Origin of the sequence: Kitasatospora sp. NPDC001547 (assembly GCF_042894165.1) — a bacterium.
Classification (GTDB): domain Bacteria; phylum Actinomycetota; class Actinomycetes; order Streptomycetales; family Streptomycetaceae; genus Kitasatospora.
In genome coordinates this window covers 196,422-208,107 of record NZ_JBIAVL010000001.1, presented here as the reverse complement: position 1 = coordinate 208,107, position 11,686 = coordinate 196,422, and the positions used below count along the sequence as shown (strand labels likewise).

The 11,686-nt window shown below is 72.8% G+C and carries 15 protein-coding genes; 6 read left to right on the top strand and 9 right to left on the bottom strand.

Annotated features, from left to right (window positions below; genetic code table 11):
- Positions 1–288: 288 nt before the first annotated feature.
- Positions 289–882 (top strand): DUF4291 domain-containing protein, encoded by a 594-nt coding sequence (locus ACFY0X_RS00925; protein ID WP_387747352.1) that lies wholly within the window; start codon positions 289–291, stop codon positions 880–882.
- Between the two features lie 50 nt (positions 883–932).
- On the opposite strand, the gene ACFY0X_RS00920 is transcribed toward ACFY0X_RS00925, so the two are convergent.
- From ACFY0X_RS00920 to ACFY0X_RS00910, 3 genes are read right to left on the bottom strand one after another with little or no spacing between them, the layout of a single operon-like run.
- On the bottom strand, positions 933–1,130 hold the full coding sequence (locus ACFY0X_RS00920; RefSeq protein WP_387747350.1) for a DUF397 domain-containing protein: 198 nt from the start codon (positions 1,128–1,130) through the stop codon (positions 933–935).
- Positions 1,127–1,258, bottom strand: coding sequence for a DUF397 domain-containing protein (locus tag ACFY0X_RS00915; protein WP_387747348.1), 132 nt, complete (start codon positions 1,256–1,258; stop codon positions 1,127–1,129). The genes ACFY0X_RS00920 and ACFY0X_RS00915 overlap by 4 nt, the downstream gene beginning before the upstream one ends.
- The gene (locus ACFY0X_RS00910; RefSeq protein ID WP_387747346.1) at positions 1,221–2,168 is read right to left on the bottom strand and encodes a helix-turn-helix domain-containing protein; all 948 of its coding nucleotides are present in this window, start codon (positions 2,166–2,168) and stop codon (positions 1,221–1,223) included. Before ACFY0X_RS00910 ends, ACFY0X_RS00915 begins: the two co-directional genes overlap by 38 nt.
- Before the next feature lie 161 nt (positions 2,169–2,329).
- Here ACFY0X_RS00910 and ACFY0X_RS00905 point away from each other — a divergent pair, with 161 nt between their 5' ends.
- Both ACFY0X_RS00905 and ACFY0X_RS00900 read left to right on the top strand, forming a co-directional pair.
- Positions 2,330–2,767 carry an ATP-binding protein gene (locus ACFY0X_RS00905; RefSeq protein WP_387747344.1) on the top strand — a complete coding sequence of 146 codons (438 nt, stop codon included), beginning with the start codon at positions 2,330–2,332 and terminating at the stop codon, positions 2,765–2,767.
- Between the two features lie 14 nt (positions 2,768–2,781).
- Positions 2,782–3,333, top strand: coding sequence for a hypothetical protein (locus tag ACFY0X_RS00900; RefSeq protein ID WP_387747342.1), 552 nt, complete (start codon positions 2,782–2,784; stop codon positions 3,331–3,333).
- Between the two features lie 85 nt (positions 3,334–3,418).
- Here ACFY0X_RS00900 and ACFY0X_RS00895 read toward each other — a convergent pair whose 3' ends face one another.
- On the bottom strand, positions 3,419–3,949 hold the full coding sequence (locus ACFY0X_RS00895; RefSeq protein ID WP_387747340.1) for an EF-hand domain-containing protein: 531 nt from the start codon (positions 3,947–3,949) through the stop codon (positions 3,419–3,421).
- Between the two features lie 793 nt (positions 3,950–4,742).
- Here ACFY0X_RS00895 and ACFY0X_RS00890 point away from each other — a divergent pair.
- A complete protein-coding gene (locus ACFY0X_RS00890) occupies positions 4,743–5,141 on the top strand; it encodes a hypothetical protein (RefSeq protein WP_387747338.1) in 399 nt (132 codons plus the stop codon).
- A 121-nt stretch (positions 5,142–5,262) separates the two neighbouring features.
- On the opposite strand, the gene ACFY0X_RS00885 is transcribed toward ACFY0X_RS00890, so the two are convergent.
- Both ACFY0X_RS00885 and ACFY0X_RS00880 read right to left on the bottom strand, forming a co-directional pair.
- Positions 5,263–5,871, bottom strand: a complete 609-nt coding sequence (locus tag ACFY0X_RS00885) for a hypothetical protein (RefSeq protein ID WP_387747336.1) — start codon at positions 5,869–5,871, stop codon at positions 5,263–5,265.
- Between the two features lie 255 nt (positions 5,872–6,126).
- Positions 6,127–6,729 carry a hypothetical protein gene (locus tag ACFY0X_RS00880; RefSeq protein WP_387747334.1) on the bottom strand — a complete coding sequence of 201 codons (603 nt, stop codon included), beginning with the start codon at positions 6,727–6,729 and terminating at the stop codon, positions 6,127–6,129.
- Between the two features lie 220 nt (positions 6,730–6,949).
- Here ACFY0X_RS00880 and ACFY0X_RS00875 point away from each other — a divergent pair, with 220 nt between their 5' ends.
- Positions 6,950–7,528 (top strand): hypothetical protein, encoded by a 579-nt coding sequence (locus tag ACFY0X_RS00875; RefSeq protein ID WP_387747332.1) that lies wholly within the window; start codon positions 6,950–6,952, stop codon positions 7,526–7,528.
- Between the two features lie 18 nt (positions 7,529–7,546).
- Here the strand turns inward: ACFY0X_RS00875 and ACFY0X_RS00870 are convergent, their stop codons facing one another.
- The 3 genes from ACFY0X_RS00870 to ACFY0X_RS00860 all read right to left on the bottom strand — a co-directional run bounded on the left by ACFY0X_RS00870 (position 7,547) and on the right by ACFY0X_RS00860 (position 10,533).
- On the bottom strand, positions 7,547–8,962 hold the full coding sequence (locus ACFY0X_RS00870) for a DUF692 family multinuclear iron-containing protein (protein WP_387747330.1): 1,416 nt from the start codon (positions 8,960–8,962) through the stop codon (positions 7,547–7,549).
- A 9-nt stretch (positions 8,963–8,971) separates the two neighbouring features.
- The gene (locus ACFY0X_RS00865; RefSeq protein WP_387747328.1) at positions 8,972–9,226 is read right to left on the bottom strand and encodes a hypothetical protein; all 255 of its coding nucleotides are present in this window, start codon (positions 9,224–9,226) and stop codon (positions 8,972–8,974) included.
- Positions 9,227–9,531: 305 nt separating this feature from the next.
- Positions 9,532–10,533, bottom strand: a complete 1,002-nt coding sequence (locus ACFY0X_RS00860) for a GlxA family transcriptional regulator (RefSeq protein ID WP_387747326.1) — start codon at positions 10,531–10,533, stop codon at positions 9,532–9,534.
- A 70-nt stretch (positions 10,534–10,603) separates the two neighbouring features.
- Here ACFY0X_RS00860 and ACFY0X_RS00855 point away from each other — a divergent pair, with 70 nt between their 5' ends.
- A complete protein-coding gene (locus tag ACFY0X_RS00855; protein WP_387747324.1) occupies positions 10,604–11,554 on the top strand; it encodes an NADP-dependent oxidoreductase in 951 nt (316 codons plus the stop codon).
- The last annotated feature ends 132 nt before the right edge of the window (positions 11,555–11,686 follow it).

Here is an 11,686-nt window from a genome sequence, read left to right as displayed (position 1 = left end):
CCCGCGGCGGGCGCCCCCCCCCCCCCCCCCCCCCCCCCCCCGCCCCCCCCCCCCCCCCCCCCGCCGCCGGCCCCCCCCCCCCCCCCGGGGCGCCCCCCCACGGCCGTCTGCGTGTCGCACCCGAGGGCGACAGCTGAGATGAACGGCTCGGGCGGAGCCGTTCACGCCACTTGACGCACCGTCACGGCCCGAGCCCCGCCGTCTTCCGGCGGGGCTCCTTCGGATCCTCAGCGCAGCCGTCGAAGAATCCGCTGGCGCCGCGCTCGCCTATCCTTGATCCTGATCACCGTGCCAGAACCCGAGTTCGAGATCCGCGCCCTCCACACCGCCTCCACCGTGACCGTCTACCAGGCGTACTCCCCCGAGATCGGCCTGCCCGCCGCCAGGGACGGCCGCTTCCCGGCCGCGTGGAAGCGGGACCGGATGACGTGGATCAAGCCGTCGTTCCTCTGGATGATGTACCGCTGCGGATGGGGGACGAAGGAGGGGCAGGAGACCGTCCTCGCCGTCGAGATCACCCGCGAGGGCTTCGAATGGGCGCTGGGGAACAGCTGCCTGTCCCACTACGTACCCGAGCTGCACCCCGACCAGGCTGCCTGGAAGCGGGAGTTGAAGCGATCGCCGGCCCGCGTGCAGTGGGACCCGGAGCGCGGCCTGCGCCTGCAGCCGCTCCCCCACCGCTCCCTCCAGCTCGGCCTCGCCGGCGAGGCGGCCAGGCGCTACGCGGACGACTGGATCGTCTCGGTCACCGACGTCACCGAGCTCGCGCACACGGTCCACGCCCACGTGCGGAACGGGGAACTGGACGCCGCCCGAGGGCTCCTCCCCGCCGAACGCCCCTACCCGTCCGCCGACACGCTCCTCGCCCACCTGCGCGCCTGAGCCGGGGCGCGCCGTCCGGGCGCCCCGGCCCCTGTCCTGCCGATCCCCGGTCAGCTGCCGCCCGGGAACTCGTCTCCCCGGATCGCGGCGATGAAGGAATCCCACGCGGCGGCCGGGAAGACGAGCGCCGGGCCGTGGGGATCCTTGGAGTCACGCACGGGGACGAGGCCGGGGAATCCGGGGGCCACCTCGACGCAGTCGCCGCCGTCCGGGCCGCTGTAGCTGCTCTTGCGCCAGACCGGATTCATACCGGGAACTCACCCTCCTGGACGGCTCCCACGAACGCCTCCCACGCGGCGGCCTGGAAGACGAGCGCCGGGCCGTGGGGGTCCTTGGAGTCACGCACGGGGACGAGGCCGGGGAATCCGGGGGCCACCTCGATGCAGTCGCCTCCATTGCTTCCGCTGTAGCTGCTCTTGCGCCAGGCGGTCACGTCGAGCTCGTTCCTCATCATTTCTGAACCCTTCCAGCGCATCGGCGATCAGCGCGAGCGACTCGGCTACTGGCAGTGCCGCCCCATGCACCAGATCATAGTTCCAGCGATGCCGTGCAACGATCGCCGGATCGTCACTGGAGTGTCCGCGATCGAGGCTCTCCGAGTACACGCAGGTGCGGCCATCCGGCAACTCCAGCATCACCATGGACTTGTCGGCGTTGGCCGGTCGACACGTGAACGGCACAACCTGGATGACCACGTTCGGAAGTGCCGAAACGTCCAGCAGGTGCTGCATCTGGCGTCTCATCACTCCGGGTCCGCCGACGACAGTTCGGATCGCGCTCTCATCCAGGATTACCAGCAGAGTCGGCCCCTCCAGCTCCAGGAACCGCCCCTGCCTCGCCAAACGAGCCGCCACTCGTTCTTCGATCACCTCGGGCTTTCCAGCCGCGTCACTGACCGCCAGGACCGATTCGGCGTATTGGCGGCACTGCAAGAGGCCATGCACGACGGCTAGCTGGAAGATCCTTGCGGCCACGGCCTCAGATTCCATGTCGGCATGAGTCTGGAACCAATCCGGATGCTCGACCCCCACGCTCCAGTCCACCCGGTCCCAGAGCCGCTTCAGCGATCCGCCCGTGTCGAGCAACACGTCGGCCTTCACGACCAGGTCCGGCGGCATGCGCCTCTGGCCGGACTCGTACCGCGTGATGTTCGGCCTGGTGCAGTGCAGCAGCTTCGCCAACTGCTCCTGCGTGTAGCCGGCCATCTCCCGGTAGAACCGCAGCTCCTCGCCGAAGATGCGCGCCGAACTGGCCGTCACTTCGCTCTTCAGCCGCCGGTGTGCCATGCAAGACCCCCAGACGTACCGCACGTGCGTGGTACCCGATTTCGGCCATCACCGTACCTCCGCCAGCCGATCATTGAGACCGGAACGCAATCATCTGCATGCGTAGCGTGATGGTGCGCGCTCCTGTCGCACGCCCCCCTCCGCCCCCGTGAGGTACCCCCATGCCCAAAACCCACAGCCGCCCCCGCGCGTTCGTCGCGCACCTCGACTCCCGCGCCGAGTCCACGCCGCTGGCGCGCTACCTGCTCCGCGCCTACCTCTCCGGACTCCCCTCCGGCGAGCGCTACTCGGACACCGCCGAGCTCCTCCTCGGCGAACTCTTCGCCAACGCCGTCCAGCACTCCGACGCCCCCGACGACCGGCACGTCGAGGTCCGCTTCACCCTCGTCGACTCCTGCCTCAGGCTGGAGGTCCACGACGCCGGATCCGGCCGTCCCGTCCTCCACGCCCCGGCCCCCGAGGACGAACACGGCCGAGGCCTGTTCCTCGTCAACGAACTCGCCGAACGCTGGGGCTGCGCCGAGCGCCCCGGCGGCATCGGCAAGTACATCTGGGCCCTCGTCGCCCCCGCCCCCGCCCCCACGCTCGTCACCGCCTGAAAGCCCGAACCCCCGTGCACCTCACCACTCTCGCCGGCCACGCCCTCTCCCGTGGCCGCACCCCCGCCGAGACCTACGCGCTGCTCAGCCGCCGCACCCGCAAGCCGGTGCCCTCCGCCCGCGCGGTCTGCCTCGCCCTGGCCATCCCGCTCGCCGAGACCGCCCGTCGCCTGGACGACTGCTACGACGCCCTCCTCGCCGACCCCCGCCCCGGCTCCGAACACGACACCGGCGAACTCCTCGAAGCCCTCGGCGTCTTCGACGTCCCCAAGCCCCTCACCGACACCGAACTCGCCGTCGTCGAGCACTTCCTGGTCGCCATCGAGGCCATGGGCGGCATCCGCCCCGGCCACCAGCACGGCCTGAGCCGGTGGTTCACCACCGGCAACCTCGGTGCCGCCTACCTCTCCCTCGCCGCCGCCCGACCCCTCCCCCGCACCGGCGACCCCGCCCTGTACTGGGCCACCCTCGTCACCGCCGGCGAGCTCCTCACCACCCCCGTCGCCGACACCCGCCTCAAGTACGCCCTCGCCCACTGCCGCACCCAAGCCGCCCGCCACCCCTGAACCCCGCGCCGTGCGCGGGAAGTCGGCCCCGCCGACTTCCCGCGCACGGGGAGCACCGGGTCGCCGCAACCGGAGCCGCGGACCGTCAGCGCGACGGCTGCGCTTCCCGTGGAACGCCACCGTCGCCGTACACGGGGGCCATGGCGGAGATTCCGGTGAGCACGAAGCCGCGGATCCCCTCCAGATACGCGTCGCGGTCGACGTAGCCGTCGCGATCGGTGTCGAGGTTCTCGAAGGCCGTCTCGACATCGGACTTCGCGTTGCCCATCGCCGTACGCAGGCGGACGAACTCGTCGCGGGTCAGCCGCCCGTCGGCGTCGGCGTCCGCGATGTCGAACATGGAACCGAGGACGGCCCGGCAGGACCGCTCGAACGCCTCGGGCCCGGCCCACTCGCGGTACTCCTCGAAGGTGACCCGGCCGTCCTGGTCGGCGTCCATGTCCTGCCACACGCCTTCGTGGGCGGCCCGGGCCGCGAGCACGACCGGATGCCCGGCCTCGAACCCCAGGGCCGACACCACCCGGTCGACCCTCGCGAGGTACTCCGACCTGGAAATGACACCGTCACCATTCGCGTCCAGCATTGCGAAAATACGAAGTTTTGCGGAGTCGGACACAGTGCACCCTTCGGCGTTCGCCCATGGTCTTCTCGAATGGAGATGGTACCCACGGAAATCCGGCGTCCGGGCTGCGGAGACGCGCCCTCCACGCCACCGAAATTAATGCTTCAAAATGCCGATCAGGTAATCCAAAAAAGGTCGCGTCGGCGCGGTGGCGCCCGGGTTCGCGGGCAGGTCGGTGGTCAGTGCCACAAGGGCGTGTTGCCGGCGCAGTGCGGAGAGCATCCGCTGGATGCCGCGCTCCTCACGATCATCACCAGGACGACGAGCGCCAGGACGATCACAGCTACGACGACCAGAGCCAGGACGATCACGACGACATGGCCGACCCATTCGTTGATGGCGGACGGGGTTTCCGGAGCGCTCCCCTGTGGAACCCCACGGCGGCTGCCGGGCTCGCCACTGGGTCCGTCGCGTCTCTCCGCCGCCATCGTGTCCTCCCCCATCGCGGTGTGACCTCTCATGGCACGACGTCAGATCCCGTCCGTCAAGGCCTGCGGCGGGTCGCAGTCGGGAAGAGCCGCCCTGCCGTCCCGACGGTCAGTCACGGGGCAGCCCTTGATCCCTGCCGTCGGGCTTCAGGGGCTTGCCCTCCGGGGAGGTGGTCGTGAGCGAGGTCGCGGCGGCGACGATCCGTCTCTTGGGAGTCATGACTCGAAGCGTGGGAGCGGAGGTCCCGATTCGGTAGGACAGGTCCCGCCACCTCGCGCTGACCCGCCGCCGCTGGAGCTCGTCGCAGAAGCGATCCCGGTGGGCCCCGCGCTCAAGCGCGTGCGGAAGAATGTGGATCGTGGAGGGGACGTACAGGCTGCTGCGCCAGACGAGCCGATGGGCGCGGTTTGCCCAGGTCACCGTGCACGGATCCGTGGCCACCGAGCCAGCGGTGCGGATGGGGCCCGACGTGTTCGGTTGGCGCGGCCGGTCCTACGGCACCGCGCCCTGCGCCGGCCGCGCCGATGACCAACGCATCGAGGCGGAGGCGCGGGAAGGTGCTTGGTACGCGCTCATGCACCTTCCCGAAGAGGCCCGTGGCGTGCTCGTCTCCGTCGTGGAGATCGTGACGGCACCAGCGGACACGGGCCCCGGTGACGTGAAGTTCGCTGCGGCACGAGCCGTCTGGCAAGCCGTCGGCCGGCAGCCGGACCAGCATCCATGGATCGGCGAGGACGGTAATCCTGTCTTCCCGTAGCGGCTTACCGACAGCTACTCGTTCACGGCCGCGATGAGCACGGTCGCCTCGTAGCCGACGGCGGGTTTGGCCGAGGGATCTGTGTGATTTGCCGGCCAGGCCGGGAGCGTGGGCTGTCGTACTAGTCCCGGCCGTCGGGCTTCAGGGGCTTTCCCTCCAGGGAGGTGGTCGTGAGCGAGGCACGGAGTTCGGTGATGACGTCGGCGCGGCCGACCGCCGCGCAGGTCAGCTCCAGCAGGACGAAGCCCAGGCGGTGCTTCCCGCGCACCATGCCGGTGCCGACCAGGCCGCCGACCCCCTCGTACAGCCAGTCGTAGGCGCTCTGGGTGTCGCCGTCCTGCCAACCTTCGAGTTCCGCCGCCTCGATGCCGAGGGCCAGCTTCTCGGCCAGGTACTCGGGGTCCAGGACGCTGCGGAAGCGGATCGTCAGGCGCTCGAACGCGTGGCCCGTGCCGAACTCCCAGAGCGCCCACAGTTCGTCGACGCCGTTCGCCCGGGGTGTGGCTTCGAGGAACCAGTCGTACCGCTCCAGGAAGGGCGCGTGGAGGTCCAGCCACCAGGCGCGTTCGCGCGGCAGGACCAGCCACGGACGCGGGACCTCCTCGAAGGCCGGCCAGTCCACCTCAGGGCAGTCCCAACTGCCGGTCCACGCACGGACCTTCTCCCGGTTGGCGATGAACTTCGCGCGTGCCTCGTCCGCTTCCCGCCGCTTCCGCCTGCCCAGGACCATGCGCACCAGCCTTCCCCGGTCGCCCCTGTCAGCCGCCGCTCCGCGCTCGTCCGCGACGCGGGCCCGGCCGGTGGACACCGGATCAGCGTATCGACCCTCGGCTTGGTCGAACACCGTTGCGGCACAGCCGAGTTGGGCATCGAGGCGGCCCCGCGGTCGGAAGAAGGCGCGGCCCTGCCCTGCCGGAACGTGCCGGGGGCACCGCACACGTCGTGTGCGGTGCCCCCGGGCGTGTGCGCCGGACGGGGTGCGGGGTCAGGCCTTGCCGAGGTAGTAGCCGCCGTGGCCGGTGCAGCCCCATCCCCAGTACGCGCCCGAGACGAAGCCCGGCGGGATCGGCGAGTTGGGACAGGTGAGCAGGCCGACCCGGGCGATCTGGTGGTACCAGGCGCCGACGCCGTTGCAGCCCGGGACCTGGTAGCCGGTCACGACGTAGCCCGGGACGATCGGGGAGCCGCCGCAGGTCCAGATCCCGTCCTTGACGAGGTTGTGCCGCCAGGAACCCACCCCGTTGCAGCCGTACTTGCTGAAGTCGGTGACGACGTAGCCCGAGTAGATCGGGGAGCCGCCGCAGGAGTAGAGCCCGTCCGCTTCCGGCTGCTGGAACCACGAGCCCCAGCCGCTGCAGCCGTCCTTGTTGTAGGCGGTGATGGCCCAGCCGTCCGGGATGGCGGCGCCGGAGCAGGCCCACTGGCCGGTGCCGGCGACCGCGGCGGGCTGGGCGGCCGCGGTCGAGGTGCCGGCGGCGGTGCCCGCGAGGACGAAGGCGGCGACGAGCGCGAACGCGCCTATGGTGGCGCCGATGCCGCGGCGGACGATCGCGCCGGTGAGGCGCTTCCAGAGGGGACGAGGATGCATGTTCGGTTCACTCCTGTCGTGGCGGCGGGCATGCTGGATGCCCGCTGGTCGCGGGGAAGGCCGAGCAGTGGATCGGGCCTCACCTTAGTGGGGAGGCCCTGTGGTTGTCCGGTGTTTGGACCGTGAAGGGGACCGATCAGGTCGGAGCGCTCCCCGGCCCCGCCGGGCCACCGGCCGGCCAAGGGAGCGCGCAGCCCGGCCCGTTGATAGCGTGACCGCCATGACGGAGCTGGCGGAACTGGTCCTGACCCCCGACGAGCGGGCCCGGGGAGTCCGGGTCGACCGGGTGGTGTTCACGATGGACTGGACCGGCGAGGACCGCCCGGGCCGACTGGCGGAGTTCGTGGCCGGTCGGGTACGGGCCTTCGGGGCCGAGCCGACGGGTGTCGACACCGACGCCGTCCACCGGGCCGCCGCGGACGACCCGACGCTGCGCCGCGGTGACCTCCCGGCCCGCCAACTCGATCACCTGGCCGACGTGTTGGCGGAGCTCGGCTACACCCTCCTGGTGCGGGAGGGCGGCACCGACGCCTACGAGCTGCTGGTCGCGCCGACCGGCGGGCACGAGCCGGCCGGGTTGACGCACGAGGGCCTCCCGGTCCGGGCCTGGGGATCGGAATCCGAGGCGTCCGGGGCGTCCGGGGCGACCCTGGTCAGCCTGAACTGCCCGCAGTGCGCGCAGATGCTGGTCTGGGAACTCCCCCCGACCGAGACCCTGGCCGGCGAGCACTGCGACTGCGGAACCGCCCTGTTCGACGCCGCCGGCCGCCCACTGCCCGACGTCACCCTCCACGACTGACGCCGGCCTGCCGGGCCGTCAGGCCGTCAGCCGGACCAGGAACTCGCCCCGGCGCGGGGCGACCGGCAGTCGGCCGGCGCCGAGCGCGTTCAGCAGGTCGTTCGCGTCGGTGCCGAGGCGGACCGTCTGCGGCGCGCCGTCGAGTCGCACCCGGACCAGACCGAGGTCCAGTTCCAGGACGTCGGCCAGCCAGGGAACGCGCGGGCGGGTGCGCCGCAGGTGGGCGGCGAACGCCACCGCCTCCTCCGTGGGGAACGGCTCCGGAGGGTGGGAGCGGGTGTAGTCGTCCAGCAGGGCGCGAACCCCCGCCTCCCCCAGGGTGAGCAGCAGCAGGCGGACGGTGTGGACCAGCGTGCCGGCCAGCGCGCCCGCCCGCAGCTCCGTGACCAGTTCCCGCAGCAGCGCGGTCGCCGGGTCGGCCGCCAGCTCCCGGGCGAGCGGGCCGTCCGCCTCCCGGCCGACCGCCAGCGCGCCCAGCGCGCACTCCCACTCCTCGGGGCCCGGCCCCTCGCCCCGCCCGTCGCCCCTTCCACCGACCGACGGCGGCCCCGGCGGCAGCGGAAGCAGGAGCGGCCCGAGCGCCGGCCGCGGCCGCCACTGCTCGCGGACGCGGACCAGCAGGTCCCGGACGGCCCGCGGATCGACGTACGGCACCGCCGAGCCCGTCACCTCGAACAGGACCGCCCGCAGCGCCGGCAGCCGGGGCAGCACCCGCTCCGCCAGCGCGAGCAACTCCTCGTCGGGCAGCCCGCAGTGGGCGTCCAGCCAGTAGCCGCGGTGTTCGAAGCCGCCGGCGAGGTGCACCTCCCAGACCCGGTCGAGCGGGAGGTCGTCGAGCAGCCCGTCGACGGGCGTCCGGCCGTTGCGCTCGTTGGCGAGGACGTTGTGCAGGTCGAGCAGCAGCCCGCAGCCCGCGCCGTCGGCCACACCCGAGACGAACCGGCCGTCCGGCAACTCGTCGGCGCGCGGCCGCAGGTAGTTGGTACCGATCTCGACGGCGAGCGGCACCGGCAGGGCCCCGGCCATGGCCCGCACGGAGGCGACGCCGCGCCGCACGCCCTCGGGGGTCTGCCGCGGCGGGAGCAGGAAGCCGGTGTGGAACTCCTCGCCGTCCCGGCCCGTCCGGTTGAACGCCAGGTGCTCGCTGACCCAGGGAGCGCGCAGCCGCTCGGCCAACTCGCCGACGAGGGCGGTCTGCCGGGGATCGGGCGGCCGGCAGCCGCCGACCGGGTTGCCGACGCCGTGCAGCAGCCGGGCACCGGGGAGGTCCGCGAGGCGGCGCAGCGCCTCCTCGTCGCAGCCCGTCGTTCCGTCCGACCGGGCGCGCCAGAGCGTCTGCGGTTCGATCTCGACGACCTCCAGCAGGTCGGCGCAGGCCTCGAGGAGCGGCTCGGCGCCGGGGACGTGAGTGAGCCCGACACCGAGCCCGGTCATCTGGCCGCCCTAGCCCAGGAACGGCTGGGCGATGCCCTGCGCGACATCGCCCTTGGGCGAGACCACGAAGTCCAGCGACTGCCGGAACCTCAGGTCGAACCCGGAGTGGCAGTTCGGATGGCCGAGTTGGGTCATCACGTTCTTGATCACCTGGTTCATCCGGTCGAGGTCACCCGCCAGTCCCACGGGTACGGTGACGGTGACCTCCCGTGCCGTGATCCACGGGTCCGGCAGAGGGCCCATGGTGATTCCGCCGCTCGACATCGCGCCTCCTCGCTGCACGCCGCGGGCCCCGCGCCGGCGGGTACCGGCGCACCCCGGGCCTCGGGCGGGTACAGCATTCCGCCCCGGCGAACCGGGCCACGGCGTACGCGCCCGAACTGTCACCCGGAGCGGCTACCGCGGGGCACCGCGGCTCGCGGTGCGGGCCCTCCCGGCGCCCGCACCGCGGCGGAGCTCCTCCGCACGGGCTCCACGCGGACCCGGTGAGCGGTACGGACGACACGGGAAGTCGGCCCCGTCGACTTCCCGTGCACCCTCCCCGAGAGGCCGCCCCGCCGAGGAACCGCTCAGGCCCCGCTCGGGGCGGCGGCGGCCTGGCCCCGGAAGGTGTTGCGGTAGGCCTGGGGCGACACCCCGATCGCGGCGTGCAGGTGCTGGCGCAGCGACGCTCCGGTGGCGAAGCCGATCTCGGTGGCGATCCGGTCGACCGGGAGGTCGCTGGTCTCCAGCAGGTGCCGGGCGCGGTGCAGCCGCTGCTGGATCAGCCAGCGGCCCGGGCTGGTGCCCGTCTCGTCCTGGAAGCGGCGGGCGAAGGTGCGCGGGCTCATCCGCGCGTGCGCGGCCAACTCCCTGAGCGCGAGCGGCCGGTCGAGGTTCTCCAGGGCCCAGGCCTGGGTCGCGGCGGTGCCGTTGGCGCCCTCCGGGGGCACCGGCTGGTCGATGTACTGGGCCTGGCCGCCCTCGCGCCAGGGCGGCACCACGCACTGCCGGGCGACCTGGTTGGCGACGGCGCTGCCGTGGTCGGAGCGCACCACGTGCAGGCACACGTCGAGGCCGGACGCGGCGCCCGCCGAGGTCAGGATGTCGCCGTCGTCGACGAACAGCACGTCGGCGTCCAGGCGGACCCGGGGGAACATCCGACGGAAGGCCGGGGCCAGCGCCCAGTGGGTGGTGGCGGGACGCCCGTCGAGCAGGCCGACGGCCGCGAGGGCGAACGCCCCGGTGCAGATGGAGACGATGCGGGTGCCGGGGCGGATCCGGGCGAGCGCAGCGCGGTCCGCCTCCGGCAGGTCGGCGGTGACGCGGTGCAGCGCGTAGGGCGGGATGACGACGGTGTCGGCGCTCTCCAGCGCCTCGGGCCCGTGGCCGACGGTGATCGTGAAGTCGGCCACCGTGGCGACCGTCCGCTCCTCCGTGGCGGCGCAGGTCACCACCTCGTACGCCCCCGGCACCCCCGGGAAGACCCGGTTGGGGATGCCCAGCTCGAAGGGGTAGACCCCGTCGAGGGCGAGGACGACGACGCGGTGCGGCGGCCGGTCGCGCAGGGCGAGGGGTTCGATCGGGCGCATGGCACGATCCTATCGGTCTTTGGCACTCTTGCCATTTCCCTGGTCAGGGCCGTGACCGCAGGGTTGGTCCATGACCACGAACACCATGCGAGCCATCACCCAGACCACCCTCGGCGCCCCGGACGTCCTCCACGAGGCCGAGGTCGAACGCCCCGAGCCCGGCGTCGGCCAGATCCTCGTCGCCGTCCACGCCGCCGGCGTCAACCCCACCGACTGGAAGCACCGCGAGCACGGCTACTTCCTCGGCCGGCCGCCGTTCACCCTCGGCTGGGACGTCTCCGGCACCGTCGAGGCGGTCGGCTTCGGCGTCTCGCTGTTCGCGCCGGGCGACGAGGTCTTCGGCATGCTGCCCTACCCGTACGGCGTCGGCTCGCACGCCGAGTACGTCGCGGGCCCCGCCCGGGCCTTCGTGCCCAAGCCGGCCGCGCTGAGCCACGTCGAGGCCGCCGCGCTCCCGCTGGTGTCGCTCACCGCCTGGCAGGCCCTGGTCGACACCGCGCGGGTCCAGCCGGGGCAGCGGGTCCTGGTGCACGCCGCGGCCGGCGGCGTGGGGCACGTCGCCGTGCAGATCGCCAAGGCGCGCGGCGCGTACGTCATCGGCACGGCGTCCGCCGCCAAGCACGACTTCGTCCGGGGCCTGGGCGCGGACGAGGTGATCGACTACCGCACCACCGACTTCGTGCGGGAGGCCCGCGACATCGACGTGGTCCTCGACGCGCTGGGCGGGGACGACCGGCTGCGTTCCCTGGAGACGCTCCGGCCCGGCGGCGTCCTGGTGTCGATCCTGCCCCAGGGCCTCGAAGGACTGGCCGAGCGCGCCGCCGAGTTGGGCGTGACGGCGAAGACCCTGCTGGTCGAGCACGACCAGGCGGGCATGGCCGCGATCGCCTCCCTCGCCGAGTCCGGGCAGCTGCGCGTGCACGTCTCCGCCACCTACCCGCTCGCCGACGCCGCCGCGGCCCACGCCGAGGGCGGCACGGGCCGGGTCACGGGGAAGCTGGTGCTCACCGTCCGCCCGTGACAGCGGCAGGCGGTGGGGGGGCGGGGGCGGGGGGCGCCCCCCCCCCCCCCGGGGGGGGGGTTTCCCCGGCAAACCGGGGTCGACGCCCCGGAGGGGGATAAACCCCCGGGTATTAATAACCCCCCCCCCCGG

Bases quoted from the DNA above. Each gene is read 5' to 3' on its own strand.
- ACFY0X_RS00920 (WP_387747350.1), bottom strand. From the start codon at position 1,130: ATGAATCCGGTCTGGCGCAAGAGCAGCTACAGCGGCCCGGACGGCGGC.
- ACFY0X_RS00910 (WP_387747346.1), bottom strand. From the start codon at position 2,168: ATGGCACACCGGCGGCTGAAGAGCGAAGTGACGGCCAGTTCGGCGCGC.
- ACFY0X_RS00905 (WP_387747344.1), top strand. From the start codon at position 2,330: ATGCCCAAAACCCACAGCCGCCCCCGCGCGTTCGTCGCGCACCTCGAC.
- ACFY0X_RS00885 (WP_387747336.1), bottom strand. From the start codon at position 5,871: ATGGTCCTGGGCAGGCGGAAGCGGCGGGAAGCGGACGAGGCACGCGCG.
- ACFY0X_RS00880 (WP_387747334.1), bottom strand. From the start codon at position 6,729: ATGCATCCTCGTCCCCTCTGGAAGCGCCTCACCGGCGCGATCGTCCGC.
- ACFY0X_RS00875 (WP_387747332.1), top strand. From the start codon at position 6,950: ATGACGGAGCTGGCGGAACTGGTCCTGACCCCCGACGAGCGGGCCCGG.
- ACFY0X_RS00870 (WP_387747330.1), bottom strand. From the start codon at position 8,962: ATGACCGGGCTCGGTGTCGGGCTCACTCACGTCCCCGGCGCCGAGCCG.
- ACFY0X_RS00865 (WP_387747328.1), bottom strand. From the start codon at position 9,226: ATGTCGAGCGGCGGAATCACCATGGGCCCTCTGCCGGACCCGTGGATC.
- ACFY0X_RS00860 (WP_387747326.1), bottom strand. From the start codon at position 10,533: ATGCGCCCGATCGAACCCCTCGCCCTGCGCGACCGGCCGCCGCACCGC.
- ACFY0X_RS00855 (WP_387747324.1), top strand. From the start codon at position 10,604: ATGACCACGAACACCATGCGAGCCATCACCCAGACCACCCTCGGCGCC.